Origin of the sequence: Enterobacter sp. BNK-16 (genome assembly GCF_048684955.1) — a bacterium.
GTDB lineage: Bacteria > Pseudomonadota > Gammaproteobacteria > Enterobacterales > Enterobacteriaceae > Enterobacter > Enterobacter bugandensis.
Genome location: NZ_JBLQTQ010000001.1, coordinates 2,371,141 through 2,397,009, shown reverse-complemented (window position 1 = coordinate 2,397,009; position 25,869 = coordinate 2,371,141). Strand labels below are relative to the sequence as shown.

At 62.0% G+C, this 25,869-nt stretch carries 23 protein-coding genes; 9 read left to right on the top strand and 14 right to left on the bottom strand.

Annotated elements, in window-relative coordinates; genetic code table 11:
* Nucleotides 1-75: 75 nt before the first annotated feature.
* Nucleotides 76-1,275 (top strand): S-methyl-5-thioribose kinase, encoded by a 1,200-nt coding sequence (gene mtnK, locus ACMGGH_RS11420; RefSeq protein ID WP_045261032.1) that lies wholly within the window; start codon nt 76-78, stop codon nt 1,273-1,275.
* Nucleotides 1,276-1,315: 40 nt separating this feature from the next.
* On the opposite strand, the gene ACMGGH_RS11415 is transcribed toward mtnK, so the two are convergent.
* The 4 genes from ACMGGH_RS11415 to ACMGGH_RS11400 are packed head-to-tail and all read right to left on the bottom strand — an operon-like array spanning nt 1,316 to nt 6,132.
* Nucleotides 1,316-2,557: an LVIVD repeat-containing protein gene (locus tag ACMGGH_RS11415; protein WP_126327301.1), complete on the bottom strand. Its 1,242-nt coding sequence runs from the start codon at nt 2,555-2,557 to the stop codon at nt 1,316-1,318.
* The gene (locus ACMGGH_RS11410) at nt 2,554-3,618 is read right to left on the bottom strand and encodes a sugar ABC transporter substrate-binding protein (protein ID WP_232948806.1); all 1,065 of its coding nucleotides are present in this window, start codon (nt 3,616-3,618) and stop codon (nt 2,554-2,556) included. The genes ACMGGH_RS11415 and ACMGGH_RS11410 overlap by 4 nt, the downstream gene beginning before the upstream one ends.
* 19 nt (nt 3,619-3,637) lie before the next feature.
* Nucleotides 3,638-4,633 (bottom strand): ABC transporter permease, encoded by a 996-nt coding sequence (locus ACMGGH_RS11405; protein ID WP_069733597.1) that lies wholly within the window; start codon nt 4,631-4,633, stop codon nt 3,638-3,640.
* Nucleotides 4,630-6,132 (bottom strand): sugar ABC transporter ATP-binding protein, encoded by a 1,503-nt coding sequence (locus tag ACMGGH_RS11400; protein ID WP_232948805.1) that lies wholly within the window; start codon nt 6,130-6,132, stop codon nt 4,630-4,632. The genes ACMGGH_RS11405 and ACMGGH_RS11400 overlap by 4 nt, the downstream gene beginning before the upstream one ends.
* A gap of 159 nt (nt 6,133-6,291) precedes the next feature.
* Here ACMGGH_RS11400 and ACMGGH_RS11395 point away from each other — a divergent pair, with 159 nt between their 5' ends.
* The 4 genes from ACMGGH_RS11395 to ACMGGH_RS11380 all read left to right on the top strand — a co-directional run bounded on the left by ACMGGH_RS11395 (nt 6,292) and on the right by ACMGGH_RS11380 (nt 9,046).
* Complete coding sequence (locus ACMGGH_RS11395) at nt 6,292-7,380, top strand: oxidoreductase (RefSeq protein WP_232948804.1); 1,089 nt, start codon at nt 6,292-6,294, stop codon at nt 7,378-7,380.
* 57 nt (nt 7,381-7,437) lie between these two features.
* A complete protein-coding gene (locus ACMGGH_RS11390; protein WP_028012303.1) occupies nt 7,438-8,181 on the top strand; it encodes an SDR family NAD(P)-dependent oxidoreductase in 744 nt (247 codons plus the stop codon).
* Between the two features lie 183 nt (nt 8,182-8,364).
* A complete protein-coding gene (locus ACMGGH_RS11385) occupies nt 8,365-8,667 on the top strand; it encodes a type II toxin-antitoxin system RelE family toxin (protein WP_017899060.1) in 303 nt (100 codons plus the stop codon).
* On the top strand, nt 8,642-9,046 hold the full coding sequence (locus tag ACMGGH_RS11380) for a helix-turn-helix domain-containing protein (RefSeq protein ID WP_232948803.1): 405 nt from the start codon (nt 8,642-8,644) through the stop codon (nt 9,044-9,046). The genes ACMGGH_RS11385 and ACMGGH_RS11380 overlap by 26 nt, the downstream gene beginning before the upstream one ends.
* Here the strand turns inward: ACMGGH_RS11380 and ACMGGH_RS11375 are convergent.
* The 7 genes from ACMGGH_RS11375 to entC form a co-directional block, all read right to left on the bottom strand.
* Nucleotides 9,043-9,240 carry a YbdD/YjiX family protein gene (locus ACMGGH_RS11375; RefSeq protein WP_006809671.1) on the bottom strand — a complete coding sequence of 66 codons (198 nt, stop codon included), beginning with the start codon at nt 9,238-9,240 and terminating at the stop codon, nt 9,043-9,045. The two genes, ACMGGH_RS11380 and ACMGGH_RS11375, sit on opposite strands and share 4 nt — an antisense overlap.
* A gap of 59 nt (nt 9,241-9,299) precedes the next feature.
* Nucleotides 9,300-11,405, bottom strand: a complete 2,106-nt coding sequence (gene cstA, locus ACMGGH_RS11370) for a pyruvate/proton symporter CstA (RefSeq protein WP_232948802.1) — start codon at nt 11,403-11,405, stop codon at nt 9,300-9,302.
* Nucleotides 11,406-11,554: 149 nt separating this feature from the next.
* Nucleotides 11,555-11,968: a proofreading thioesterase EntH gene (entH, locus tag ACMGGH_RS11365; RefSeq protein WP_028012300.1), complete on the bottom strand. Its 414-nt coding sequence runs from the start codon at nt 11,966-11,968 to the stop codon at nt 11,555-11,557.
* Nucleotides 11,968-12,723 carry a 2,3-dihydro-2,3-dihydroxybenzoate dehydrogenase EntA gene (gene entA / locus ACMGGH_RS11360; RefSeq protein ID WP_232948801.1) on the bottom strand — a complete coding sequence of 252 codons (756 nt, stop codon included), beginning with the start codon at nt 12,721-12,723 and terminating at the stop codon, nt 11,968-11,970. The genes entH and entA overlap by 1 nt, the downstream gene beginning before the upstream one ends.
* The gene (locus tag ACMGGH_RS11355) at nt 12,723-13,577 is read right to left on the bottom strand and encodes an isochorismatase (protein WP_063154729.1); all 855 of its coding nucleotides are present in this window, start codon (nt 13,575-13,577) and stop codon (nt 12,723-12,725) included. Before ACMGGH_RS11355 ends, entA begins: the two co-directional genes overlap by 1 nt.
* A 10-nt stretch (nt 13,578-13,587) precedes the next feature.
* Nucleotides 13,588-15,198 (bottom strand): (2,3-dihydroxybenzoyl)adenylate synthase EntE, encoded by a 1,611-nt coding sequence (gene entE, locus ACMGGH_RS11350; protein ID WP_232948800.1) that lies wholly within the window; start codon nt 15,196-15,198, stop codon nt 13,588-13,590.
* Between the two features lie 9 nt (nt 15,199-15,207).
* Nucleotides 15,208-16,383 (bottom strand): isochorismate synthase EntC, encoded by a 1,176-nt coding sequence (gene entC / locus ACMGGH_RS11345; protein ID WP_088205172.1) that lies wholly within the window; start codon nt 16,381-16,383, stop codon nt 15,208-15,210.
* A gap of 188 nt (nt 16,384-16,571) precedes the next feature.
* Between entC and fepB the strand changes: the two genes are divergently transcribed.
* Nucleotides 16,572-17,531, top strand: coding sequence for a Fe2+-enterobactin ABC transporter substrate-binding protein (gene fepB, locus ACMGGH_RS11340; protein WP_232948799.1), 960 nt, complete (start codon nt 16,572-16,574; stop codon nt 17,529-17,531).
* A gap of 46 nt (nt 17,532-17,577) precedes the next feature.
* Here fepB and entS read toward each other — a convergent pair whose 3' ends face one another.
* Nucleotides 17,578-18,825: an enterobactin transporter EntS gene (entS, locus tag ACMGGH_RS11335; protein WP_047367699.1), complete on the bottom strand. Its 1,248-nt coding sequence runs from the start codon at nt 18,823-18,825 to the stop codon at nt 17,578-17,580.
* 108 nt (nt 18,826-18,933) lie between these two features.
* Between entS and fepD the strand changes: the two genes are divergently transcribed.
* Genes fepD through fepC form a run of 3 tightly spaced genes read left to right on the top strand, consistent with a single transcriptional unit; the run spans nt 18,934 to nt 21,718 of the window.
* Nucleotides 18,934-19,938: a Fe(3+)-siderophore ABC transporter permease gene (fepD, locus tag ACMGGH_RS11330; protein ID WP_069733607.1), complete on the top strand. Its 1,005-nt coding sequence runs from the start codon at nt 18,934-18,936 to the stop codon at nt 19,936-19,938.
* On the top strand, nt 19,938-20,927 hold the full coding sequence (gene fepG / locus ACMGGH_RS11325) for an iron-enterobactin ABC transporter permease (RefSeq protein WP_120266909.1): 990 nt from the start codon (nt 19,938-19,940) through the stop codon (nt 20,925-20,927). Before fepD ends, fepG begins: the two co-directional genes overlap by 1 nt.
* Nucleotides 20,924-21,718: an iron-enterobactin ABC transporter ATP-binding protein gene (gene fepC, locus ACMGGH_RS11320; protein ID WP_232948798.1), complete on the top strand. Its 795-nt coding sequence runs from the start codon at nt 20,924-20,926 to the stop codon at nt 21,716-21,718. Before fepG ends, fepC begins: the two co-directional genes overlap by 4 nt.
* 74 nt (nt 21,719-21,792) lie before the next feature.
* Here the strand turns inward: fepC and entF are convergent, their stop codons facing one another.
* Both entF and ACMGGH_RS11310 read right to left on the bottom strand, forming a co-directional pair.
* Nucleotides 21,793-25,650 (bottom strand): enterobactin non-ribosomal peptide synthetase EntF, encoded by a 3,858-nt coding sequence (gene entF / locus ACMGGH_RS11315; protein WP_126300348.1) that lies wholly within the window; start codon nt 25,648-25,650, stop codon nt 21,793-21,795.
* Nucleotides 25,647-25,859: an MbtH family protein gene (locus ACMGGH_RS11310; RefSeq protein ID WP_028012289.1), complete on the bottom strand. Its 213-nt coding sequence runs from the start codon at nt 25,857-25,859 to the stop codon at nt 25,647-25,649. The genes entF and ACMGGH_RS11310 overlap by 4 nt, the downstream gene beginning before the upstream one ends.
* Nucleotides 25,860-25,869: the final 10 nt, after the last annotated feature.

Here is a 25,869-nt window from a genome sequence, read left to right as displayed (position 1 = left end):
CACATTGTGTCAGGATGAAATCCAGATGTATAGACGTCTACATGTCTTAATTAGTTAACTCATGAGGAACAGGCCATGTCGCAATACCGTACCTTTACCGCTCAGGACGCCGTGGAGTATGCCAGGCAGTTTGGTGGGCTTGACGATCCGTCATCGCTGGTAGAGGCGCAGGAAGTGGGCGACGGCAACCTCAATCTGGTTTTTAAAATTTACGACAGCGCGGGCGTCAGCCGCATTATCGTCAAACAGGCACTGCCCTACGTGCGCTGCGTCGGCGAGTCATGGCCGCTGACGCTGGATCGCGCTCGCCTCGAGGCGCAAACTCTGGTCGAGCATTACCAGCACAGCCCGCAGCACACCGTGAAAATCCACCACTTTGATCCGGAACTGGCGGTGATGGTGATGGAAGATCTCTCCAGCCATCGCATCTGGCGCGGCGAGCTGATCAACAACATTTACTACCCGCAGGCGGCGTGCCAGCTGGGCGAATATCTCGCGCATGCGCTGTTTCACACCAGCGATTTCTACCTGCACCCGCACGCGAAAAAAGCGCAGGTGGCGAAATTCATCAACCCGGAGATGTGTGAGATCACCGAAGATCTGTTCTTCAACGATCCGTACCAGGTTCATGAGCGCAATAACTACCCTGCCGAGCTGGAAAATGACGTCGCCGCCCTGCGCGACGACGCCCCGCTAAAAATTGCCGTGGCCTCCCTGAAGCACCGCTTCTTCTCGCATGCCGAAGCGCTGCTGCACGGGGATATTCACAGCGGCTCGATATTTGTGGCCGACGGCAGCCTGAAGGCCATCGACGCCGAGTTCGGCTATTTCGGGCCGATTGGCTTTGACGTCGGCACCGCCATCGGCAACCTGCTGCTCAACTTCTGCGGCCTGCCGGGCCATCTGGGCATTCGCGATGCCGCCGCCGCGCGCGAGCAGCGCCTGACCGATATTCAGGAGCTGTGGAACACCTTCGCGGAACGCTTCCAGGCGCTGGCAAACGAGAAAGCCCGCGACGCCGCGCTCAGCGCACCGGGCTATGCCTCCGCGTTCCTGAAAAAAGTCTGGCATGATGCCATCGGGTTCTGCGGCACCGAACTCATTCGCCGCAGCGTCGGGCTTTCCCACGTCGCGGATATCGATAGCATCCAGGACGAGGCCATGCGCCACGAGTGTCTGCGCCACGCGATCGCGCTCGGCAAGGCGCTGATTGTCATTGCCGACCGTATCGACAACGCGGAAGATCTGGTGGCGCGGGTGCGGCAGTACAGTTGATTTTCTCCCTCTCCCTGTGGGTGAGGGCATCAAACCGCACTCACCCCAGATACTCAATCACCGACAGCCCGGCGTTATAGTCCGTGCTGTAGATAATTCCCTGCGCATCCACAAACACGTCACAGGACTGGATCACCTGCGGGCGATTCGGCCGCGTGTCCATCATCCTCTCCGGTGCCGCGGGCACCAGCGCACCGGTTTCCACCGGGCGATACGGATTGGAGATGTCATACGCGCGCACGCCCGCATTCTGATAGGTAGCAAAAATCAGCGTTGAGCTGACAAAGCTCCCCGGCCGGTTCTCGTGCAGGTTGTGCGGCCCAAAATGCGCCCCTTTTGCCACGTAGTCGGTTTCATTCGGCTGCGGGAAGGTCGAGATGCTGACCGGATTCGACGGCTCGCGAATATCAAACAGCCAGATCAGCTTCTCGCCGTCTTCCTGGTTATCCAGCACCGCTTCGTCCAGCACCACCAGCAGATCCCGGTCCGGCAGCGGCAGCGCGGTGTGCGTGCCGCCGCCAAACGGCGGACTCCAGTTACGGTGGCTAATCAGCTTAGGCTGGGTACGATCCTTCACGTCCAGCAGCGTCAGGCCGCCGTCGCGCCAGCTGCCGTACGCCGTATCGCCGGCAATAATCGCATGGTGGAGCGCGTAGCGTTTCCCTTCCGGCCAGTTCGGCTGTTCGCCTTCGGCCTGGTTCATGCCCGGCAGCCACCAGCGCCCTGCCACCTCAGGCTTACGCGGGTCCGCCAGGTCGATCGTCAGAAAGATGTAGTCGGTAAAACCGTCGATCAGCGCCGACACGTACGCCCAGCGGCCACCGACGTACCAGATGCGGTGAATGCCAATCCCGCTCAGCGACAGAAAGCCGATTTCGCGCGGCGCGTCCGGGGTTGAGATATCAAAAACGCGAAGCCCGGCGCTCCAGCCCCTGTCCTGCACGTCGCTGACGGTCTCTCCTACCTGACGGGTGTAGTAGACCTTCTCGTCGGCGAAGCGGGCATCGGCAAACAGATCCCGGGCGTTGATCACCAGCAGCAGGTCGTCATGCGCCTGGAGGTGCACGTTCCAGGTGCCCGGCGGCGCAGGCACATAGCCCGCGGGTTTCGGGTTTTTCGGGTCGCGCACGTCTACTATCGAAAAGCCCTGCGACACCATATGGCCGATATAGGCGAAACCGCGGTGCACCATCAGCTGCACGCCGTCCGGGCGACCGCCCTGGTCGCTATGGCCGATCAGCCGCATATTGCGGTTGTATTCTGGCGTGGGGAGGATGCTCATTTATTTTTCGCTTCCAGCGTCGCAAACCACGGCGCGATAAAATCTTCCGTCTGGCCCCAGCCCGGAATGATTTTGCCCAGCGACGCTACGTTCACTGCCCCCGGCTGCGCGGTCAGCAGCGCCTGCGGGATCGCAGCGGCTTTGAAGTCGTAGGTGGCAGGCGTGGCCTCCCCGGCAATCTTGTTGGCGATCAGGCGCACGTTAGTCGCACCAATCAGCTTCGGATCCACCGCCACGCTCACCTTCCACGGGCTACCCGGCTCGCGCATCAGCTGCAGATCCTGGTTGGAGATGTCGATGCTGTAGAGTTTGATCTCGGTGCGTCCATTCTCCTTCAGCGCTTTATATGCCCCCTGGCTGAAGGCGTCCCAGGTGCCCCAGATGGCGTCGATTTTGCCTTTCGGGTATTTCGCCAGGATCGCGCCCACCTTGTTGGCGGTGTCGCCCTGCACGTCAGAAGAGACCGCGCCGATGGACTCCAGCTCTTTAATCTCCGGGTACTGCTTTTGCAATTCTTTATAGGCTGCCTGACGGCGCTCCATCGGCGGGAAGCCCGCCACCCACAGCTTGACGATATTCGCCTTGCCGTTGAAATCTTTCGCCAGTTGGCCGAAGGAGAGATTCGTCAGGGAGGCGTCGTCCTGCTGAGTGACGGTCACGCCCGGGATCTCGCCGTTTACGGCGGTATCAAATACGGCGACCTTGATCCCAGCATCCACCGCCTTCTTCACCAGCGCGGTGGAGTACGGATCGCGGCCCTGCGACAGGATGATCCCGTCATATTTCTGGCTGATGGCCTGGTTAACGAAGTCCTGGAATTTAGCGTCATCCCCGTTGCTCAAAAAGGTGCTGACCTTAAAGCCGAGTTTTTTCCCTTCCTGAATGACCCCGGCAACAAACTGCGTGGTGTTGTCGTCCGAGCCGAGGTTACGGATCACCGCGATGCGGATCGGTCCGTCGTGGTTCGCAATGGCGGCCGGAACCGGCGCGGGCGTGGCCGCGAATCCCGGCAGAGAAGTGAGTAACCCCAGTGCCACCAAAGAGAGCGCAATCTTTTTCATTTTTTATCCCGTTGTGTTGTCAGCGTTTTTGTATGTAGGTAATCGCCAGCGCTACCGCGAGCACCAGCCCTTTTATTATGTCCATGGCGTAATACGGCACGGAGAGCATCACCAGCCCGTTCGACAGCACGCCGAGGATCACCGCCCCCACCAGCGTGCCCAGCGCGTTCGGCTTGCCGGACCCGGCCAGCGAGAAGCCAATCCACGCCGCGGCCACCGCATCCATCAGATAGCCGCCACCCGCATTGACCTGCGACGATCCGATGCGGGAGGCCAGCAGAATGCCGCCCAGCCCCGCCAGCAGCGAGGCAATCACATAGGCCGCCACCTTGTAGCGCGTGGTGCGAATGCCCGAGAGGCGCGCCGCTTCCGGGTTGCCGCCAATGGCATACATCCGGCGTCCGTGAGTGGTCAGCGACAGCCCCAGCTGCGCCAGAAGGGTCACCGCCAGCATGATGATGACGATGGTCGGCACCTGCCCCAGCAGGCTGAACGCCGCCGGAATGGTCCCTTCAGCCATGTCGCCGCTCGGCAGCACCATGTTCTCGGTGATCGACCCGCCGTAGCTGTAGGTCATCGCCACGCCCTGGATGACAAACAGGCTGGCGAGCGTCGCGAGCATGTCCGGAATACGCAGGATGACGATCAGGAAAGCGTTAAACAGGCCGACCAGCGTGCAGAGCGCGAGAGTGATTACAATCGACTCGGTGGTGCCGAAGCCGTGCCAGACGAAAAGCGAAATGACCAGCGCGTTCGCCAGCGACGCCGTGGAGCCCACGGAGAGATCGAACCCGCCGACGGTCAATGAAATCGACACGCCAACGGCAATCACCGTCACGATGGCAATCGAGCGCAGAATGTTGATGATGTTGTTCGGGTCGAGGAAGCTGTCCGACGCCAGGCCAAAGACGGCCACCAGCGCGACGACGGTGAGCAACATGCCCCATTTATAGAGAAAATCAAAAAGTTGCTGACGGCCAGACGCCGCCGGGGTCACTGAAAGGGCCTTGCTCACGACGCCGTTCCTCCGGTTGAATAATAAAGTAGTGTCTCTTCACGGGCCTCGGCCCCGGCGATTTCTGCCACGATGAGCCCGTCCCACAGGACGCAGATGCGATCGCACAGTCCCACCAGCTCGGCGAACTCGCCGGAGGCGTAAATCACCCCTTTGCCCTCGCGAGCCAGGCCGTCAATCAGCTGGAACAGATCGGTTTTGGCCTTCACGTCCACGCCTTTGGTCGGCTCGTCGAAGATCAGCACGCTGGCGTCATTACGCAGCCACTTGCCGATGGCTACCTTCTGCTGGTTACCGCCGGAGAGACGTCGCAAAACCTGTCCGGGACCGCGGGCGCGAACGCCGACGCGGGCGATCACCTCCTCCGCCCAGCGCCACGCCTGACGATGGCCGAACAGGCTCCAGCGCGAGAAGCTGTTATCGGCGCACACGGCAAGGTTCATGCTCACCGGCTCGTCGATAAAAATGCCCTCTTTGCGCCGCTCCTCCGGCACCAGCGCCAGGCCGCGCAGCACCGAGTCTGCCGGATCGCGCGGCTGCCAGGATTGATGATTCAGCTCACCGCGCGCCACGCGGCTTTTGCTGGCGCCAAACAGCGCCTTACAGAGTTCGGTTTTCCCCGCCCCCGCCAGCCCGGCAATGCCGAGGATTTCGCCTTTGCGCAGGTGCAGGGAGATATCCTTCAGCAGCGCGTCGTCGTGCAGTCCTTCCACTCGCAGCAGCGTTTCGTCGCCGTGCGGCGGTCGCGCGGGCGGGTAGATATCGCTCAGCACGTGGCCGAGCATCTTCTCAACAATCTCTTCACCGCTGAGATCGGCCATCGGGCCGGACTCAATCAGCTTGCCGTCGCGCAGCACCGTCAGGGTGTCGCAGATGGCCTTCAGCTCGTGAATGCGGTGGGAGATAAACACCACGCCGATGCCCTGCTGTTGCAGACGTCTTACCACCGCAAACAGACGCTCGCTCTCGTGCGCGTCCAGCGGCGCGGTGGGCTCGTCAAGAATCAAAAAACGGCAGTGGTGGGACAAAGCGCGTGCCAGCAAAATCTGCTGCTTTTCGGCAAGCGTGCAGCTGTCGATGGAGCGGCGAACGTCCAGCGTAACGTCGAGCTGCGCCAGCGCCTGTCTCGCCTGCTGACGAACGGTGCGCCAGCGGTAGCGGTGCCCCGGCTGCGCCAGCTGGTCGAGCATGATGTTTTCAGCAATGCTTAACCCCGGGATTAGCGCCACGTCCACCTCCTGCTGCACGAGGTGAATGCCCAGCCGTTTGGCGTCCAGCGGCTCGCGGATGCTTACCGGCTGGTTGTTAATGCTGATTTCGCCTTCATAGTGGTCGTGCGTCCCGCACAGCACCGCCATCAGCGTTGATTTCCCCGCACCGTTGGCGCCAGTCAGCGCATGCACCGACCCGCCGTTCAGCGTGAAGTCCACGCGCGTCAGCGCCTGAAAGCCGGAAAAGGCCAGGCTGATACCGCGCATTTCAAGGCGACTGGAAACCATCCGCGTAAATCCTTCATTACTCTTCTGATTTAGCGAATTTTTCACAGCTCCGGTTGACTGACAACGACGGAAAAGGCATAAGATAAAGCGAAATATTATTAGCCATCCGGATGTCCAGACATAACATCGGGTTAGCGCTTGCGAAAAAAGGACAACACCATGAGCAACACCGACATCCGCGTCGTGCCCGGGCCGGCGAACTACTTCTCCCATTCCGGAAGCCTTACGCATCTGAATGACTTCTTTACCCCGGAACAGCTTTCCCGCGCGGTGTGGATTTACGGCGAGCGCGCAATAGAGGGCGCGCGCCCGTTCCTGCCGGAGAGCTTTAACGCGCCGGGGGCGAAGCACCTGCTGTTTAAGGGCCATTGCAGCGAGCGCGACGTCACCCGGCTGGTGAACGAATCCGGCAGCGATGCCAGCGTGGTGATTGGCGTGGGCGGCGGCGCGGTGATGGACACCGTCAAGGCCGTGGCGCGCCGCTTAGGCGTGCCGTTCGTGGGCATTCCCACCATCGCCGCCACCTGCGCAGCGTGGACGCCGCTCTCCGTCTGGTACAACGATGCCGGTCAGGCGCTGCAGTTTGAGATTTTTGACGACGCTAACTTTCTGGTGCTGGTGGAGCCGCGGATCGTTCTGAACGCCCCGGCGGAATATTTGCTGGCGGGCATCGGCGATACGCTAGCGAAGTGGTACGAAGCGGCGGTTCTCGCCCCACAGCCGGAAATCCTGCCGCTGACCGTGCGCCTTGGCCTTAACGGCGCGCTGGCGATCCGCGACGTGCTGCTGGAACACAGTGAGCAAGCGCTTGCCGACCAGCAGCGCGGCGAGCTAACGCAGGCGTTTCGGGACGTGGTGGACGCCATTATTGCCGGTGGCGGGATGGTGGGCGGTCTGGGGGAGCGCTACACCCGCGTGGCGGCGGCGCACGCGGTGCACAACGGCTTGACCGTGCTGCCGCAGACGGAAAAATACCTGCACGGCACCAAGGTGGCCTACGGCATTCTGGTGCAGAGCGCCCTGCTCGGCCAGGACGACGTGCTGGCACAGCTGGTGGCGGCATACCGGCGCTTTAACCTGCCGACCACGCTTCGCGAGCTGGACGTCGACATCAATAACCGCGACGATCTCGACAAGGTCATCGCCCACACTCTGCGCCCGGTGGAGTCGATTCACTATCTGCCGGTGACGTTAACGCCTGAGGCTCTGCGCGCCGCGTTTGAGAAAGTAGAATCCTTCCGCCGTTAATTGCGCCGACGGGCTATACCTAATGATGGTTCTCACCACTCTCGTAACGAGGTCATCATGCAGATCGATTTAACAGGTAAAAAGGCGCTGGTTACCGGCGCCAGCCGCGGGCTGGGTCGTGCGATTGCCCTGTCGCTGGCGCGCGCCGGTGCCGATGTGGTCATCACCTATGAAAAATCCGCCGATAAAGCCCAGGCGGTCGCCGATGAAATTAAGGCGCTGGGACGGCACGGCGAGGCCATTCAGGCCGACAGCGCCAGCGCGCAGGCGATTCAGGATGCCGTCACCCATGCGGCACGCTCTCTCGGCGGACTGGACATCCTGGTCAATAACGCCGGTATCGCGCGCGGCGGCCCGCTGGAGTCCATGACGCTGGCGGACATCGACGCCCTCATCAACGTCAACATCCGCGGCGTGGTGATCGCTATTCAGGAAGCGCTGGTGCATATGTCTGACGGCGGGCGCATTATCAACATCGGCAGCTGCCTGGCGAACCGCGTGGCACAACCGGGGATTGCCGTCTACTCAATGACCAAATCTGCACTGAACTCCCTCACCCGCGGTCTGGCCCGCGATCTTGGCCCGCGCGGCATTACCGTTAACCTGGTGCACCCCGGCCCGACCAACAGCGATATGAACCCGGAGGACGGTGAACAGGCTGACTCACAGCGTCAGCTTATTGCCCTGGGCCATTACGGCCAGCCGGAAGACGTCGCGGCGGCGGTCACCTTCCTTGCCAGCCCGGCAGCCGGGCAGATCTCAGGCACCGGTCTGGACGTGGACGGCGGTTTGAACGCCTGATCGCAATTTTCCTGCAAGCCTCTGTCGCCCGGCAGAGGCCTTGTCGAGCCGCCTCGACGGTTTGCGTTTTGCCTCTTACCTGCGCTTTTTTTCCGCTCTACAGTACCCCATAAGAAATTCGGAATTTATCTAATAGTCTTATTATTTCCTTATAATTTGTGTGGGCGTACAGTGGAGGTACGGATGAAGATCGTGTGGTCAAAAACAGCAGAGAAGCAATTTTCTAAAATCGATACGCGATATCAGAACCGCATTAAATTCAGGCTGGAGAAGATGGATGATAAAACATCACCTGTCGCGGATATCAAGAAATTATCTTCTCCCGAAAACCACTACAGGTTGCGATTAGGTGATTACAGGGTCATTTACACCTTCGGAGACCCGCCGGGTGATACCTGTTACGTAGTGGCGGTAAAACGCCGGACAACCACCACCTACCTTCATGAGGAGCATACGGAATATGACTATTCAGTTCATCAAGGATGAAGAAGGAAAAAAACAGTATGCTGTCATTCCCTACGATGAATATTTTCGCATGCGTTTAGCCATGCTTGAGTATGATGACGATGATGAAAACGACTGGGAAGACATCCCTTACGAATCAGATATCTACGATAACGTAGGTTTACCGGGTGAAGTGTGCGACGTCATGCATAACGAGAACGTCAGCCTGCAGGCCGCATGGCGCATTCTGCGCGGGCTATCCCAGCAGGAAGTGGCGGAAAAACTCGGCATCAGCCAGTCCGCCGTATCACAGCTGGAAGCGCTGGACTCCCGTCCGCAAAAGCGCACCCGCGAAAAGCTGGCGGCAATTTATGGCTGCAAGCAGGAGCAAATCAGCCTCTATTTACCGAAAGAGGGTTAGCAGCACTTCGCCCCGCCCTTGCCGCCGTAACGGGCGTCCTGGCGGTCGCGGAAAAACTCTTCGTAGGTCATCGGCGTCTGGTCCGGGTGGTTGACGCGCATATGCTCGACGTAGTTATCGTAATCCGGCACGCCAATCATCATTTTGGCGGCCTGGCCCAGGTACTTACCTGCTTTGGAGAGGGTGTCGAACATCATTCTGGTCTCACTGGAAATGTAGGCCGGGTAAGCGCTAGCGCCACCCGGCACACAGGTTAATGCGCCCCTTTCGCCTGGGTCACAATCTCGTCCAGGTTTTCAGGCATCGGCTCGTACGGCGTCTCTTTCGCCGTCGGCGTGTCGACCTTCAGCGCCGCCAGCGCGGTTTTCAGAGAATACAACGCCAGCACCACAACTACCACCATAAAGAAGATGGTCAGCCCGGCATCCAGACGGTTGTTGAACACCAGCTGCGACAGCTGTGACTCAGTGTACTGCGCCGGGATCTTACCGCTGTCGATCATCGCCTGGAACTTGTTGGCGATCGCCAGGAAGCCCACCTTATTGTCCGGGCTGAAGGCTTTTTGCCAGCCCGCCGTCAGGGTACAGATTAGCAGCCAGGCGGTTGGCAACAGCGCCACCCACGCGTAACGCTGGCGCTTCATCTTGAACAGCACCACCGCGCAGAGCATCAGCGCCATGCCCGCCAGCATCTGGTTGGCGATACCGAACAGCGGCCACAAGGTGTTGATCCCGCCCAGCGGATCGACCACGCCCTGATGCAGGAAGTAGCCCCACGCCAGCACGCACAGCGCCGTCGCCAGCAGGTTAGCCGGGAGCGAATCGGTCCGCTTCAGGTTCGGGGAGATCACCCCCAGCAGATCCTGCAGCATAAAGCGCGCCGCACGCGTACCCGCATCCACCGCCGTCAGGATAAACAGCGCCTCGAACAGAATGGCGAAATGATACCAGAACGAGACGTCCATCAGCCCGCCCAGCGCGCCGTGGAGAATGTAGGCCATGCCCACCGCCAGCGTCGGCGCCCCGCCCGCGCGGGAGATAATTGACTGCTCGCCCACCTCATTAGCGATATGCGTAAGCGTTTCCGGGGTAATGGAAAAGCCCCAGCCGCTTACCACCTGCGCGGCAGAGGCGACCACGTCAACGGTGCCGGCCGGGGCCAGTACCGCCATCGGGCTGTTCATCGCGAAGTAAACGCCCGGATCAATAATGCAGGCGGAGACCAGCGCCATAATCGCCACGAAGGACTCCATCAGCATGCCGCCGTAGCCAATCAGGCAGGCCTGATTCTCGTTGGCCAGCATCTTCGGCGTGGTCCCGGAGGCAATCAGCGCGTGGAAGCCCGACACCGCACCGCAGGCGATAGTAATAAACAGGAACGGGAACAGGTTGCCGGTCCAGACCGGGCCGGTTCCGTCGATGAATTTGGTTAGCGCAGGCATGGTCAGGGTCGGGCGCATAATCAGAATGCCGATGGCCAGCCCGACGATGGTGCCGATTTTCAGGAAGGTTGAGAGGTAATCGCGCGGGGCCAGCAGCAGCCACACCGGCAGCACTGCCGCCACAAAGCCGTAGCCCACCAGCATCCAGGTCAGCTGCACGCCGGTAAAGTCGAAGAATGGTGCCCAGGTCGGGCTTTCCGCCACCCAGCCGCCGGAGATAATCGCAAATACCAGGAACACCAGGCCAATGACAGAGACTTCACCGATGCGCCCCGGGCGCAGGTAGCGAATGTAAATCCCCATAAACAACGCCAGCGGAATGGTAAAGGCGACCGTGTAGGTTCCCCACGGGCTGTGGGTCAGCGCTTTCACCACGATCATCGCCAGCACCGCGAGGATGATCACCATGATCATAAAGGTCGCCACCAGCGCAATCACCCCGGCGGTTGCCCCCATCTCCTCTTTCACCAGCTCACCCAGAGAACGGCCGTCGCGACGGGTGGAGACGAACAGCACCATAAAGTCCTGCACCGCGCCCGCCAGCACCACCCCCGCGAGGATCCAGATCATCCCCGGCAGGTAGCCCATCTGCGCCGCCAGCACCGGCCCCACCAGCGGGCCTGCACCGGCAATCGCCGCGAAATGGTGACCGAACAGCACTTTTTTATCGGTCGGCACGTAGTCCAGCCCGTCGTTGTGGCGCACGGCAGGCGTCATGCGTGTGCCGTCTACGCCCAGTACCGTCTTTGCGATATAGCGGCCATAAAAACGGTACGCAATGAGATAAATGCAGACGGAGGCGACGACGATCCAGAGCGCATTGATCTGCTCCCCCCGGTTGAGGGCGATATAGCCCAGGGCAAAGGCTCCCACAACGGAGAGCACCGCCCACGTAAGGTATTTCCCTGAGTTGTTCATAGTTGTTGTCCGTTGTTGTGAAACAGTGAGATGTTACATTTTGTTTCTAGAACAACGGATAAAATTTAACAACTTTGAAACGCAATAATGCGTGGTCAAACCAGAGATTTACACCACAGTGTTAAGCCGATCACTTTCAGCTGAATGGCCTACCCCAGCACCATCGTGCTCAACCGACAGGTACAGCACCGCCGCCCCTGCTCGTCGAATACCACGATCTCCCAGCTCTGGCTCGAACGCCCCAGATGTAGCGGCTGACACACGCCGCGCACCTTACCGTGAGAGACCGCGCGGTGGTGCGTGGCGTTAAGCTCAGTGCCGACCACGCTCTGCCCGTCGCGGGTCATCAGAAAACCGGCCATTGAGCCCAGCGTTTCCGCCAGCGCCGCCGACGCCCCGCCGTGCAGCAGGCCAAACGGCTGATGGGTACGGGCATCCACCGGCATCTCCGCTTCCAGCGTGTCGTCCCCGAGGCGGGTATAGACGATGCCCAGGTGCGCCACCAGGGTGTTCACGCTGGTGGCGTTCAGTTCTTCAAGCGATAAATGACGTTTCCAGATCATTACGCCCCCAGCGTGGAGCCGCCGTCCACCACGATATCCTGCAGGGTAATATGGCTGGCGGCATCGGACGCAAGGAACAGCACGGTGGCGGCAATTTCCCGCGGGCGGGCGATTTTGCCGAGCGGAATGCCGAGCTTGAACTGCTCGCCAAAGCCGCGAATGCGCTGCTGCTCCGCATCGTCGCTTTTCCACAGGGTGCGCTGCATGTCGGTATCCGTTGAGCCGGGCGACACCAGGTTACAGCGCACGCCGCTGCCCGCCAGCTCGAGCCCGACGGTCAGCGCCAGGCTTTTCAGCGCCGCCTTCGACGCGCCGTAGGCGCTCATCCCGATGCGCGGGGTGTGCGCCGCGTCGGAGGCTACGGTCACTATCGCCCCGCCCTGCTGACGGCGGAACTGGCCCATCGTCTGCTGAAACAGGTTAAACGCACCGCCGACGTTAACCGCAAAGGTCTGCTGCCAATCCTCCAGCGAGAGCTCGTCCGTCGCCCCCATGCGCAGAATGCCCGCCGCGTTAACCAGCACGTCGAGGCGCTCAAGGGTGCCGAGTAAACGCCCGCAGACGTTGCCCACCTGCGACGCGTCCGCCACGTCCAGCGTTTCGGTAGCAAACGGATAATCGTCCTGCGGAAAGGCCAGATCGAACCCGGTCACCCGCGCGCCCGCCTCCACAAAGGCCAGCGCGGTCGCATAGCCGATACCTTTACCCGCGCCCGTTACCCAAACCGTTTTACCGGTAAAATCGAGCTCCGCCATCACTTCACCTCACGGGAGAGCAGCGCCCACCAGGCATCGAGGGTCGGATTTTTCGCCAGCATCACGAAGTCGATGTCGCCGTGCACCTTCCGCCAGCGGGCGGCCAGCGCCATCATGCGCACCGAGTCCAGACCGTAGTCGATCAGGTTTTCGTCATCCATCGGCTCGTCGGACTCGTCCAGCAGCGGCAGGATCAGCTCGCGCAGCGCGGCTTTCGTTGCCGGAACAGACGGCAGCAGCTCGTCGGTCATCACCACGCGGCCAGAACGTCCTGCCACGTATTTCAGCGACATCAGGTGCTCGTCGCGGGTGAAGTCCGCCAGCGCGTCGGCGATAAAGAACGGCTTGATGTCGCGCATAAAGGCGTCGGTAGCGGTGGTCATGCAGCCGATGTGGGCATAAACGCCGGTAATCAGCAGCTGGTTGCGGCCGGTCTCTTTCAGCATCTGCTCCAGCGGCGAGCGGTGAAACGCGCTGTAGCGCCACTTCACCAGCACGGTGTCCGCTTCGTCCGGCGTCAGTTCAGCCACGATACGCTGCTGCTCCGGCGAGCGGGTCAGGCCCGGCCCCCACATGTCGTTCAGCAGGGCACGGTCTTCATCGCTCTGCTCTTTCGGCTGCGCGGTGTAGTACACCGGGATATTGTGTTCTTTGCAGTACGCGCGCAGTTTAGCGATGTTCGCCACCACCTGCTGCATCATGTCGCTATTTTCGCCCCAGAAGTTCAGGAAATACTCCTGCATATCGTGGATCAGCAGCGCGGCGCGCTCCGGCTCAAACGCCCAGTTCACCTTGTTGGTCGGCAGCTCTGCAGCGGTTGGCAGCGCGTAAGCGGTTAATTTTGGAATGGCCATACTCTGTTCCTCAGCCCCGGGCGCGTTCAGCAAGCCACAGGCGCAACTGTTTCTTATCAACTTTGCCGACCGGCGTGAGCGGAAGCGCATCCACGCTCTCCACGCGGTCCGGCAGCTTAAATTCGGCAATGCCCTGCTCGCGCAGGAAGCGACGCACCTCAACCGCACGCAGGGGCTGTTTCACCACCAGATACGCACAGCTTTTTTCGCCCAGCAGGCTGTCCTCCATGCTCACCAGCGCGGCGTGGATCACCGCCTCGTGGCGCAGCAGCAGGTTTTCGATCTCTTCGGCGGCAATTTTTTCGCCACCGCGGTTGATCTGATCTTTCTCGCGCCCCTGCACGGTGATGTAGCCCTGCTCATCGATGGCGATCAGATCGCCGGAGCAGTAGAAACCGTTGGCATCAAAGGCGCTGGCGTTGTGCTCCGGGCTGTTGAAATAGCCGCGGAAGGTGTACGGGCCGCGCGTCATCAAACGTCCGACTTCCCCGCGCGGGAGCGGATTGCCGTCCTCGTCCGCCACCCACACTTCGTCATCAGGGCACATCGGACGGCCCTGGGTGTTGATGATGCGTTCCGGCGCATCGTCGAGGGCGGTGTAGTTCACCAGCCCTTCCGCCATGCCAAACACCTGTTGCAGCTGGCAGCCGATTTCCGCCGGGATACGCGCCGCGAGCGTGGCGGAGAGGCGTGCGCCGCCCACCTGGAGCAGCTTGAGGGATTTCAGCTGCGCGTTCCCCGCGCCGTCGGCAATCGCCTGCAGCCAGAGGCTCACCGCCGGAGGGACCAGCGACGTCACGTTGATCTGATGCTGCTCAATCAGCGGGAAGCAGAGCGTGGCGCTCGGATCGTTCGCCAGCACCACGCAGCCGCCCGCCGTGAACACGCCTAACGATCCCGGCGAGCTCATGGCGTAGTTATGCGCTGCGGGAAGCGCGTTCAGATAGCGAGTCTGCGCAGTGATGCCGCAGATTTCATTGCTGCGGCGGATGCTGTAGTCGTAGTCGTTGTGCGTACGCGGGATCAGCTTCGGCGTGCCTGTGCTGCCGCCGGAGAGCTGGAAGAACGCCACCTCGTCTGCGGGCGTCGGGTTGGGGATGAAGTTATCCGCCGGGCGCGCAATCGCCGCTTCCAGCGCATGTTCACCCTTATCGCCGCGCAGCAGCACGGCGCGAACCGAGCGGTGTTCATTCACAAAGGTATTGAGAAAATCATCCCCCGCGAACAGGGCATGTTCGCGATCGGCGATCAGTACGGCGGGTTTGATCTGGGCGGCGTAGGCGTTTAGCTCGCTGCGCTGATGGCTAAAGAGCGCGTTAACCGGCGCGACGCCGATCTGCAGCAGCGCGAAAAAGGTGATGTAAAACTCGGCCACGTTGCCGAGCTGCACCAGCGCGGTCTCGCCGCGGTGCAGCCCCTGCGCCTGAAGGGCAGACGCGAGGTTATTCACCGCCAGATGAAACGCGCGGTAGGTGATGTGCCGTTCGCCGTCGATAATCGCCACCGCATCGCTTTGCGCATGGTCCGTCAGGATGTGGGTCAGCGGCAGATCCTGCCAGTAGCCTTTTTCACGGTAGCGGCGGGCAAAATCCTCAGGCCAGCGGGTAAAAGGGATGGTCATGGGTATTCCTTAGTGCAAACCAAACACGTTAAGCATGGTGGAGAGCTTCACGCCCGTCTCGCGCCACTCGCCCACCGGGGAGGAGGCAGGCACAATGCCCGCGCCGGCAAACAGGCGAACGGTATTTTCGTGAAGACGCGCGCAGCGGATGGTCACCACCCACTCGCCGTTGCCTTCGCTGTCGCACCAGCCGACGATGCCGCCGAACAGCTCACGGTCGAACGGCTCCAGCTCGGCAATCAGTTCTTTAGCCGCCTGATGCGGGAAGCCGCTCAGGGCCGGGGTCGGGTGCAGCAGGCAGGCCAGCGTCAGGGCGTTTTCGTTCTCGCGCGCGTCACCTTCAACCGGCGTCGCCAGATGCCACAGCGTCGGCGTGGTGATGAGCTGCGGGGAAGACGGCATGCTCAGGTGATGGCTGCGCGGCGCCAGAATGGCCTTCATCGCCTGGGTCACCAGGTCGTGTTCGTGGCGGTCCTTTTCGGAGGCCAGCAGCTTATTGCCCGCCTCGCGATCCAGCACGTCGTCCGGCTGGCGGCGCGCGGAGCCTGCCAGCGGCAGCGAGCTAAAGTGCCTGCCCTCTTTGCGCAGCAGCAGTTCCGGGCTGGCGCCGAGCAGCACGCCGCCGTCTTCCAGCGGCACGTGGAAGTTAAAACTCGCCGGGTTCTGGGCGATCAGACGCTCCATCAGCGCGCCGCTGTCCATTTTTTTGTCGGTGGCGATATCAATCAGGCGCGACAGCACTACCTTATTCACCTGCGGCGTGGCGGTGAGCGAAGCGGCGCGCGCGACCATCTCTTCAAAAACGGGCTGAGCGGGGATCTCGGTGCGCTGTTCCACCTTCAGCGCCTGCGCGCCGGAGAAATAGCGTGCGGACTGCTGACGCGCGGGGCGGGAAAACGTCTCCCAGCGTTGCGGAATAAACAGCGAAGACGGCTTGCGGGTATCGAACGGGATGGCCCCTACCATGACGGGATGGGCGATGCCGCTGGCTTTCGCATCCCGGAAAGCCTGGGCTAATTTCTGCTGGAACTGCCCCGCCGGATCGTCGCCGCCGACGGCAGGTTCAGAGAATCGCGCAAAACAGCCCGAGGTGGTAAAACTGCGGTAAGGCGACATAAAGAAAAAGCTGTCTGATTGCAGCGTGGTCGCGGTGTGCTGAACTTCCTCAGCCAGGGACGTGTCCATATCATCCTCCTCAAAATGATAAAAGAAGCAATAATGATTATCATTTATATTTTCGTCGGCTAACCTAATCCCACAGCGCGCCGCTGTCAACCGTCGGGCCATTAACTTCTGCGACAAACGCTTGCATCCCTTCCCGGTAACCATGAAAATGAGAAGCATTATCTTCAATAAAAACAGGATGCCGCTCTGTGAAAATCGCTGCCGTTTGCCGCAATGCCCTTCTTCTGACAGGACTTTTTGTTTTAGGACTAACCTCAGCCGCCGCCGCCGACTGGCCGCGCCAGGTCAACGACAGCCGCGGCGTGCATACGCTTGAGAGCAAACCGACGCGCATTGTTTCTACCAGCGTGACCTTAACCGGCTCCCTGCTGGCGATTGACGCGCCGGTCATTGCCAGCGGCGCAACCACGCCGAACAACCGCGTGGCGGACGCGCAGGGTTTCCTGCGCCAGTGGGGGGATATTGCAAAACAGCGTAAGGTTGCACGGCTGTACATCGGCGAGCCGAGCGCCGAAGCGGTGGCCGCCCAGATGCCGGACCTGATTCTAATCAGCGCCACCGGCGGGGATTCCGCGCTGGCGCTCTACGATCAGCTCTCCGCCATCGCCCCGACGCTTATCATCAATTACGACGACAAAAGCTGGCAGGAACTGCTGACCCAGCTGGGCACGATGACCGGGCACGAGAAACAGGCCGCTGAACGCATCGCCGCGTTCGATAAACAGCTCGCGCAGGTGAAACAGCAGATGAAACTGCCGCCGCAGCCGGTGAATGCCATCGTCTACACCGCCGCCGCGCACACGGCGAACCTGTGGACGACAGAATCGGCGCAGGGCAAGCTGTTACACCAGTTGGGCTTTACGCTGGCGGCGTTACCCGATGGGCTGCACACCTCAACAAGCCAGGGCAAGCGCCACGACATTATCCAGCTGGGCGGTGAAAACCTGGCGACGGGACTGAACGGCGAAGGGCTGTTCGTGTTTGCCGGCGACGAGAAAGACGTGAATGCGATTTACGCCAACCCGCTGCTGGCGCATTTACCGTCGGTGAAAAACAAACGCGTCTGGGCGCTGGGAACGGAGACGTTCCGCCTGGATTATTACAGCGCGATGCTGGTGTTAGACAGATTGAATGCGTTGTTTAAGTAGGCATTTTCCCTCCCTCTCCCCGTGGGAGAGGGCCGGGGTGAGGGCATCAGGCCGCACCGTCGTTCAACACGACCTCCTGCCTGAACCGCCGCAATTCCACCAGCGCCACCAGTAAGATCGCGCCAACCATCGCTAACACAAACCCGCTGCTGCTCGCCGACGCCACCGGGGTCATTATCGCCCCCAGCCCGCCGAGGATCGCCGCGCCAATCGCATCGCCCGTCACGTTCTGCGCGGTCCACAGGCCGTTGATACGCCCCAGCATCCCTTCCGGCGTCTGGGTCTGGATCAGGGTGTACTGTAAAAGTGAGCTGACCGCACTCAGCCAGCCGAAAATCACCAGACACATCACCCCCAGCGCCCAGACCGGCATCAGGCTGAAGAAGCCGATGGCGATAAACGAGGCCAGCGTCGCCACCAGCATAATCAAGCCCGGACGCGCGCTTTGGGCCAGGTTACCGCTGGTCAGCGCCCCGCAGGCCGCACCGAGCGGAATGGCGGCGTACAGCACGCCAATCTCTGAGGCGCTCATCTGCCACTCGCCCGCCAGCGCCGGGTAAAGCACGCGCACGGCGCTCGCCATCGTCAGCAGGCCGCCGAGCAGCGCAATGCCGCCAATCAGCGGGTTACTGAACAGAAAACGAATCGCGGCCATCAGCGATTTAAGCGGGTGCTCGCGCGGCTGCGGTGGCGGTGGCAGGAGCGGCAGACGCAGTAACGTCAGCGTGGTGATAAAGGTGCCCGCCGCGGCAAGGCCGTAGTTCCACGCCACGTTGCCGGTGGCCAGCAGCAGGCCGCCGACCATCGGCGAAATCACCGAGCCGAGGCGTACCGTGAGCATGGTGATCGCCCCCGCCTGCATCAGGTTCTCGCGCCCCACCAGCGCGGGCGTCGCCGCCAGCAGCGCCGTCACGCCTAGCGAGGCGAAAAAACCGTCCCACAGGCCAAGGGCATAAATCGCCATCAGCGACGGCTCCGGCAGCATGGCGTTCAGACACAGCCCGATAAAGCCCACCCCGCAGGTGCCGCGCGCGAGCAGGATCAGCTTCTTACGCTCGTAGCGATCCGCCAGCACGCCGCCGACCATCAGCCCGATAAACATCGCCCCGCCGGTTAAGGTGACGGATAGCCCCACCAGCCAACTGGAGTGCGTCATGGTCTGGATCTGTACCGGCACGGCGACGCCGAGCAGGCCGAGGGACAAAATGGAGATAAAGCGAGCGATAAAAACGGCGCGATACGCCGGGTGCGTTTTCAACAGGCTGAGGTTAAGCAGCCAGGATTTTTGATTCATGACAAAGCCTTGAGTCTATTTCTACCCATTCCATGGGCGCACATGCTAACATAGCCAAATAAGATAGATAACGATAATCACTATCATTATCAAATCATGGATGTTGCTATGTCGTTTTCCTCTTCTGCGGTGCGCGCCATTGCCGTGCCCGTATTATTGCTACTGCTAATCCTTGCGATTGCACTCAGCCTGCTGGTCGGCGCGAAGCCGCTACCCGCCTACGTTATCGTTGATGCGCTCTCCGGCACCTGTCAGAGCGCCGACTGCACCATCGTGCTCGACGCCCGCCTGCCCCGCACTCTTGCCGGACTGCTGGCCGGTGGCGCGCTCGGCCTTGCGGGTGCCCTGATGCAAACCCTTACCCGTAACCCGCTGGCGGACCCCGGCATTCTTGGCGTCAACTCCGGGGCCAGCTTTGCCATCGTGCTCGGCGCAGCGCTGTTCGGGTTGACGTCACCCTCTGAACAGCTGGCGATGGCCTTCTGCGGCGCGCTGGCCGCCTCGCTGGTGGTCGCGTTTACCGGCAGCCAGGGCGGCGGGCAGCTGAGCCCGGTTCGCCTGACGCTTGCGGGCGTAGCGCTCGCGGCGGTGCTGGAAGGCTTGTCCAGCGGTATCGCCCTGCTCAACCCGGACGTGTATGACCAGCTGCGCTTCTGGCAGGCCGGTTCGCTGGATATCCGCACCCTTGAAACCTTAAACGTGGTGGCAATCCCGGTCATTATCGCCGCCGTCGTGGCGCTGTGTTTAAGTCGGTCGCTGAACAGCCTGAGCCTCGGCAGCGACACCGCAACCGCCCTCGGCAACCGCGTGGCGCGCACGCAGCTGACTGGCCTGCTCGCTATCACCGTGCTGAGCGGCAGCGCAACCGCCGTGGTAGGTCCGATTGCCTTTATCGGCCTGATGATGCCGCACATGGCGCGCTGGCTGGTGGGGTCGGACCACCGCTGGTCGCTGCCGGTCACGCTGCTGGCCACCCCTGCCCTGCTGCTGTTTGCCGACGTGCTGGGCCGCCTGCTGGTGCCCGGCGAGCTGCGCGTCTCGGTGGTGAGCGCGTTTATCGGCGCGCCGGTGCTGATCTTCCTGGTACGTCGCAGACGCGGAGGTGGCGCATGATGGCTCCTTCCCGTCGTTTACTCACCAGCGTCTTCCTGCTGGCTATCGCCATTACTCTGCTGGCGGTCTGGAGCCTGCAAAGCGGTGCCGTAACGCTTGATTTCGCGCAGGTCTTTCACGCCCTCACCGGCAGTGCGCCGCGTAACATCACCATGGTGGTCACCGAATGGCGACTGCCGCGCGTGGCGATGGCGATCCTGGTGGGCGCGGCGCTCGGCGTCAGCGGCGCGATTTTCCAGTCGCTGATGCGTAACCCCCTCGGCAGCCCGGACGTGATGGGCCTGAATACCGGCGCGTGGAGCGGCGTGCTGGTGGCGATGGTGCTGTTCGGGCAGCATCTGACGGCCATTACCTTTACGGCGATGGCGGGCGGCATTCTGACCTCGCTGCTTATCTGGGCCCTGGCCTGGCGCAACGGCATCGACACCTTCCGGCTGATCATTATCGGGATCGGCATCCGCGCGATGCTGATGGCGTTTAACACCTGGCTTTTGTTGCAGGCGTCTCTGGAAACCGCGCTCTCCGCCGGGCTGTGGTACGCCGGCTCACTTAACGGCCTGACGTGGGGCAAAACCTGGCCCGCCGCGCCGCTGATTTTGCTGATGTTTATCGGCGCCCTGCTGCTGGTACGCCGGATGCGCCTGCTGGAGATGGGCGACGACAGCGCCTGCGCGCTGGGCGTGAGCGTTGAGCGCTCGCGCCTGATGCTGATGCTGGTGGCGGTATTGCTGACCGCTGCATCCACCGCGATTGCCGGGCCGATCTCGTTTATTGCCCTTGTCGCGCCGCATATCGCGCGGCGTCTTAGCGGCACCGCGCGCTGGGGCTTGACCCAGGCTGCCCTGTGCGGTGCGATGCTGCTGCTGGCCGCCGATCTCTGCGCCCAGCGGCTGTTTATGCCTTATCAACTTCCGGTGGGCGTGGTGACCGTCAGCCTCGGCGGGATTTACCTCATCGTCTTGCTCGTTCAGGAGTCACGCAAGAAATGACAGATTCAACAACCCGCTTGCGCGGCGAAAACTTGACCCTCTGCTATGGCAAAAAAATCATTGCCCGTGATTTAACCGTCGCCATTCCGGACGGCCACTTCACCGCGATTATCGGTCCGAACGGCTGCGGCAAATCGACCCTGCTGCGCACCCTGAGCCGCCTGATGTCGCCGACAGAGGGCAGCGTATTCCTCGACGGAGAGCAGATCCAGCGCTTCGCCAGCAAAGAGGTGGCCAGGCGCATCGGGCTGCTGGCGCAAAACGCCACCACGCCGGGAGATATTACCGTGCAGGAGCTGGTCTCGCGCGGGCGCTACCCACACCAGCCGCTGTTTACCCGCTGGCGCAAAGAGGACGACGAGGCCGTGAAGCGCGCGATGGAGGCAACGGGCATCACCGATCTGGCTCAGCAAAGCGTGGATACCCTCTCCGGCGGACAGCGACAGCGGGCGTGGATCGCGATGGTGCTGGCGCAGGAGACCGCCATTATGCTGCTGGACGAGCCGACGACCTGGCTGGACATCAGCCATCAGATTGACCTGCTGGAGCTGCTGAGCGAGCTGAACCGCACGCGGGGGTATACCCTGGCGGCGGTGCTGCACGACTTAAATCAGGCCTGCCGCTACGCCACGCATCTGATTGCCTTGCGCGACGGCGAGATTGTGGCGCAGGGCGCGCCGAAGGAGATTGTGACGCCAGAGCTGATCGCGCGGATCTACGGCATGCGCTGCATGATTATTGACGATCCGGTGGCGGGTACGCCGCTGGTGGTGCCGTTAGGTCGGCGGTAATTGCCGGGTGGCGGCTACGCCTTACCCGGCCTACATTCAGGCCCGGTAAGCACAGCGCCACCGGCGCATTTGCACTATCCTAAAATTTCCTTCAGTACCGGCCCAATCTTTTCAAACGCCTGCGGTGAAATGATATCCACGTGGGCGCAGTCCTGGCTGCAGACCTCCAGCTCGCCCACCCACGGCGCCCAGGCCGTATGCGGATCCATCGTTCGGGTACGTTCGGCAACAAACAGCGTCGCTTTACCGTCAAAGCGTGAACTGTGCGCGGTGGTGAGCAACCGCACCGCGTCCGCGTAGTTGCCTTCAATGGTGTTAAACAATTCGCTGGAGCCCTGTCCCTGCTGGGCGGCGATAAACGCCTGACGCTCGCGCTCGATCTCCGCCAGCACTTCCGGGTCAAGGCCGTTTGCCTCTTTCTCCGCCCAGTTCTGGCTTTCCGGCGGCCAGGTATCCAGCAGGCCAAGGAACGAAACCTCTTCACCCTGCTCGCGCAGACGCGCCGCAATGCCCTGCGCCAGCGTACCGCCGAGCGAATAGCCGAACAGGTAATACGGTCCGTGCGGCTGCTGCTTACGCAACGTTTTCAGGTGATGTTCGATCACCCCATCGAGATCAGCGCACTGCTGCATCGGGCCGTTTGGCCGCGGCGACTGAATGCCGGTAATCGACCAGCGCGGGCTGAGGTAGCGCGCCAGGACGCTGAACTGCCAGGCAAAGCCGGACGCCGGATGGAAGCAGAACAGCGTCGGGCCGTTGCTTTCACGCAGCGGCAGCAGGGTTTCATACCCCAGACGCTGCGCCTGTTCGTCGCTCATTTGCGAGTCCAGCAGCGCGCTGAGCTTGCCGACCGTCGAGGCGACCATAATCTGCCCCGGCGTGACCTTGCGGCTGAACGCACGGCCGAGCTGAGCCGCGAGGCGCATCGCCAGCAGCGAATGACCGCCGAGGGCAAAGAAGTCGGCGTCGATATCGTTCACTTCGCAGCCCAGCAGCGCAGAAAACGCCTGCGCCACGGCGGCTTCGGTTTGCGTCTCGGGTGCGCGACCGCAGGTTTTGCTGGTCAGCTCCGGCAGCGGCAGCGCCTTGCGATCCAGCTTGCCGTTGGCGCTCAGCGGCAGCGCGCTGATTTGCAGCAGCACCACCGGCACCATATGCGGCGGCAGCTGTGCCCTGAGCGAGTCCAGCAGCGCGTCGCGATCCAGCGGTAAACCGGATTCGGAAACCACGTACCCCACCAGCTGGCGGGCATCGCCGCCCGTTGCCGCAGCCTGATTAAACACGCACGCATGCGCCACGGCCTGAGCCACGTCAGGCAATGACAGCATCGCCCGGTCGATTTCGCCCAGCTCAATGCGCTGACCGCGGATTTTCAGCTGGTCATCGCTGCGGCCCAGATATTCCACCGCGCCGTTGTCCAGCCAGCGGGCAACGTCTCCGGTGCGATACATCCGCTCGCCTGGGGCAAACGGATCGGCAATAAAGCGGCTGGCGGTGAGGTCGGGACGTCCCAGATACCCCTGTGCCAGCTGAATGCCGGTGAGATACAGATCGCCCGCCACGCCGAACGGCACCGGGCGCATCATCGCATCCAGAATGCGCAGCCCCGTATTCCACACCGGGAAGCCGATCGGCACGCTGTTGCCCTCCACCGCCGCCAGCTCCGGGCCGTACGCCGGATACCAGCTCACGTCCACCGCCGCTTCGGTTGGGCCGTAGAGGTTGTGCAGCGGTACATGAGTGAGCTGCTCCCACTCGCGGCACAGCGCCGTTGGCAGCGCCTCGCCGCTACAGAACACCTGCTTCAGCGTCCTGCAACAGTCGACGTTTTCCGGCGTCAGCGAGGCAACAAATGCCGCCAACATCGAGGGCACGAAGTGGGTGGTGGTTACGCCATATTCTGCGAAGAAGCTCTGCATCGCCTGCGGATCGCGGTGCGCGTCCGGCTCGGCCATCACCAGCTTTGCCCCGGCGATAAACGGCCACCAGAACTCCCACACCGACACGTCAAAGCTGCACGGCGTTTTCTGCGCCACGACGTCATGCGCCGCCAGTGGATAATGATCCTGCATCCACTTCAGGCGGTTAACGATGGCGGTATGCCCCACCATCACCCCTTTCGGGCGTCCCGTTGAACCTGAGGTAAAGATGATGTACGCGGTCTGCTCCGGCTTCGCCAGACGCAGAGGTTCAGCGCCTGTGGTTGGCAATAGCATGTTGTAACTAAGCGAAGGTATCGGCAGATCGTTAAAGCGCGGAAGCTGCGCGTCGGTGGTAATGAGGAGCGACGGTTTCGCGTCCTCCAGCATCATCCGCAGACGATCGTCCGGGTAGCCGGTATCCAGCGGCAGCCAGGCGGCGCCGGCTTCAACAATCCCGTGCAGCGCCAGGGTCAGGAACACCGAGCGCGGAAGCGCCACCGCCACGCTGTCGCCCGGCTTCACGCCGCGCGCGCGCAGCAGGTTTGCCAGCGCGACCACCTGCTCGCGCATCTGGCGGTAGTTCAGCTCAATATGGGCATCCGCCAGCGCGGGAGCGTCCGGCGTTTTGCTCGCCTGCTCCGCCACCAGATCCGCCAGCGTGGTGGAGGGCAGCGCCAGGCCGGTATCGTTGATGCGCGCCAGCCGGGCGTATTCCTGCTCGGATACGGTTTCCACGTCGCCACAGCGCAGGTCCGGGTTCGCGGCAAACTGCGCCAGCATCGCGTTCAGGCGCGAAACGTGGCGCTTCAGCGTCGCGTCGTCGTAACGCTGCCTGTTGGCGAGGATCTCAATGCTTAATCCGCCCTGCTCGTCCGGGAACAGCGCCAGCTCGAGATCGTTCACCGGGCCGGTCGCCAGCGTGTGGGTGATGGCCTCCACGCCGTCGATATCCAGCTGATAATCAAATACCTTCACGTTCAGCACCGGCCCAAACAAGGGTTCGTCCCCTGCGGCCCGCCCGCTGTCGCGCACGATCTGCTCGGCGTCGTAGCGCTGATGGCGGCGCATTTTTTTCAGCTGGTTCGCGAGGCGCAGCGCCAGCGAGGGCAGGCTCTCCTGGGGATCGATATTGACCGCCAGCGGCAGAACGTTAAGCACCGGCCCGGTCGCGGTGAGCGCCGCGGATCCCATCCGGCGCATAAAGATAAACCCGGCGGCGTAGTCCAGCCGTCCGGTGAGGCGCCCCAGCCACAGCGCCACCAGCGCAAGCGCCAGGTCGGTGCGCTGTGCCTGCCCTGCCGCCTGCGCAAGCTGGCTAAAGGCGCGGCCGTCGGCGGCAACCTTCAGGCGAAGAATGTCAGTCGTGGCGGCGCGGCCCGGCAGCGGCGCGGGGGAGAGCGAGACCGGAGAAGGCAGCTGTTTGCGCTGCTCGGCCCAGAAGGCGCCGTCGCGCCGGTACGCCTCGCTGTCGCGGTAGCGCTGATACTCGTCCACCACCTCTGCAAATGGCGTAAACGGGGATTCCGGCGTGGGTTCGCCCTTTTTCCACGCGGCATAAATCGCGGCGATCTGGCGGGTTATGGCCGGGAAGCTGAAGCCATCCACCACCAGATGGTGATAGCGCTGATACCAGTACCAGTGGTTTTCACCGACCTGAATCAGCTGATGAAAGGCCAGCGGCTGCCCGCTGTCGACGCGCAGGTTCTGGTTAAGATCGGCGTTCATCAGCGCCACGGCGGCGGCGTGGGAATCAACGCGAACAATGGACGGTTCCGGCAGAATGAAGGTGTCATCCACCCACTGCCACACCTCGCCGTTATCTTCAGCGAAACGCGTGCGCAGGGTATCGGCCTGCATCATGCCCTCGGCGATGGCGTTAGCCAACAGCGGCGCGTCGATATTCCCTTTCAGCTCGGTGTAGTGCGCCACGCTCCAGGCGTTTGGTAGCGAGGAAAGCTGCTCTGCCATCCAGATACCCGGCTGGGCGGCGACGAGAGGGAGACGGTTCATGCGCGCTCCCCCGCAAAAGAGGACGGCTCAAGCGTCTGCCAGCGTTGCGCCAGCCACTGCTGGCACGCCTCCTGAGAGTGCGGCTCGCAGACCACGCGCCAGCCCGCGGGCAACTCGCACTGCTGCGGCCACAGGCTGTACTGCCCCTGGTCATTTTGCAAAATGGCGAACTGTCCCTGCGGATTATCGAAAGGATTGCTGAATTCCATACAGACTCCG

Bases quoted from the DNA above. Each gene is read 5' to 3' on its own strand.
- ACMGGH_RS11310 (WP_028012289.1), bottom strand. From the start codon at position 25,859: ATGGAATTCAGCAATCCTTTCGATAATCCGCAGGGACAGTTCGCCATT.
- entS (WP_047367699.1), bottom strand. From the start codon at position 18,825: ATGAATCAAAAATCCTGGCTGCTTAACCTCAGCCTGTTGAAAACGCAC.
- ACMGGH_RS11380 (WP_232948803.1), top strand. From the start codon at position 8,642: ATGACTATTCAGTTCATCAAGGATGAAGAAGGAAAAAAACAGTATGCT.
- ACMGGH_RS11410 (WP_232948806.1), bottom strand. From the start codon at position 3,618: ATGAAAAAGATTGCGCTCTCTTTGGTGGCACTGGGGTTACTCACTTCT.
- fepG (WP_120266909.1), top strand. From the start codon at position 19,938: ATGGCTCCTTCCCGTCGTTTACTCACCAGCGTCTTCCTGCTGGCTATC.
- entC (WP_088205172.1), bottom strand. From the start codon at position 16,383: ATGGACACGTCCCTGGCTGAGGAAGTTCAGCACACCGCGACCACGCTG.
- ACMGGH_RS11355 (WP_063154729.1), bottom strand. From the start codon at position 13,577: ATGGCCATTCCAAAATTAACCGCTTACGCGCTGCCAACCGCTGCAGAG.
- ACMGGH_RS11400 (WP_232948805.1), bottom strand. From the start codon at position 6,132: ATGGTTTCCAGTCGCCTTGAAATGCGCGGTATCAGCCTGGCCTTTTCC.
- entF (WP_126300348.1), bottom strand. From the start codon at position 25,650: ATGAACCGTCTCCCTCTCGTCGCCGCCCAGCCGGGTATCTGGATGGCA.
- fepC (WP_232948798.1), top strand. From the start codon at position 20,924: ATGACAGATTCAACAACCCGCTTGCGCGGCGAAAACTTGACCCTCTGC.
- cstA (WP_232948802.1), bottom strand. From the start codon at position 11,405: ATGAACAACTCAGGGAAATACCTTACGTGGGCGGTGCTCTCCGTTGTG.
- entH (WP_028012300.1), bottom strand. From the start codon at position 11,968: ATGATCTGGAAACGTCATTTATCGCTTGAAGAACTGAACGCCACCAGC.
- entA (WP_232948801.1), bottom strand. From the start codon at position 12,723: ATGGCGGAGCTCGATTTTACCGGTAAAACGGTTTGGGTAACGGGCGCG.
- ACMGGH_RS11385 (WP_017899060.1), top strand. From the start codon at position 8,365: ATGAAGATCGTGTGGTCAAAAACAGCAGAGAAGCAATTTTCTAAAATC.
- ACMGGH_RS11415 (WP_126327301.1), bottom strand. From the start codon at position 2,557: ATGAGCATCCTCCCCACGCCAGAATACAACCGCAATATGCGGCTGATC.
- ACMGGH_RS11395 (WP_232948804.1), top strand. From the start codon at position 6,292: ATGAGCAACACCGACATCCGCGTCGTGCCCGGGCCGGCGAACTACTTC.
- entE (WP_232948800.1), bottom strand. From the start codon at position 15,198: ATGACCATCCCTTTTACCCGCTGGCCTGAGGATTTTGCCCGCCGCTAC.
- ACMGGH_RS11390 (WP_028012303.1), top strand. From the start codon at position 7,438: ATGCAGATCGATTTAACAGGTAAAAAGGCGCTGGTTACCGGCGCCAGC.
- mtnK (WP_045261032.1), top strand. From the start codon at position 76: ATGTCGCAATACCGTACCTTTACCGCTCAGGACGCCGTGGAGTATGCC.
- ACMGGH_RS11375 (WP_006809671.1), bottom strand. From the start codon at position 9,240: ATGTTCGACACCCTCTCCAAAGCAGGTAAGTACCTGGGCCAGGCCGCC.
- fepD (WP_069733607.1), top strand. From the start codon at position 18,934: ATGTCGTTTTCCTCTTCTGCGGTGCGCGCCATTGCCGTGCCCGTATTA.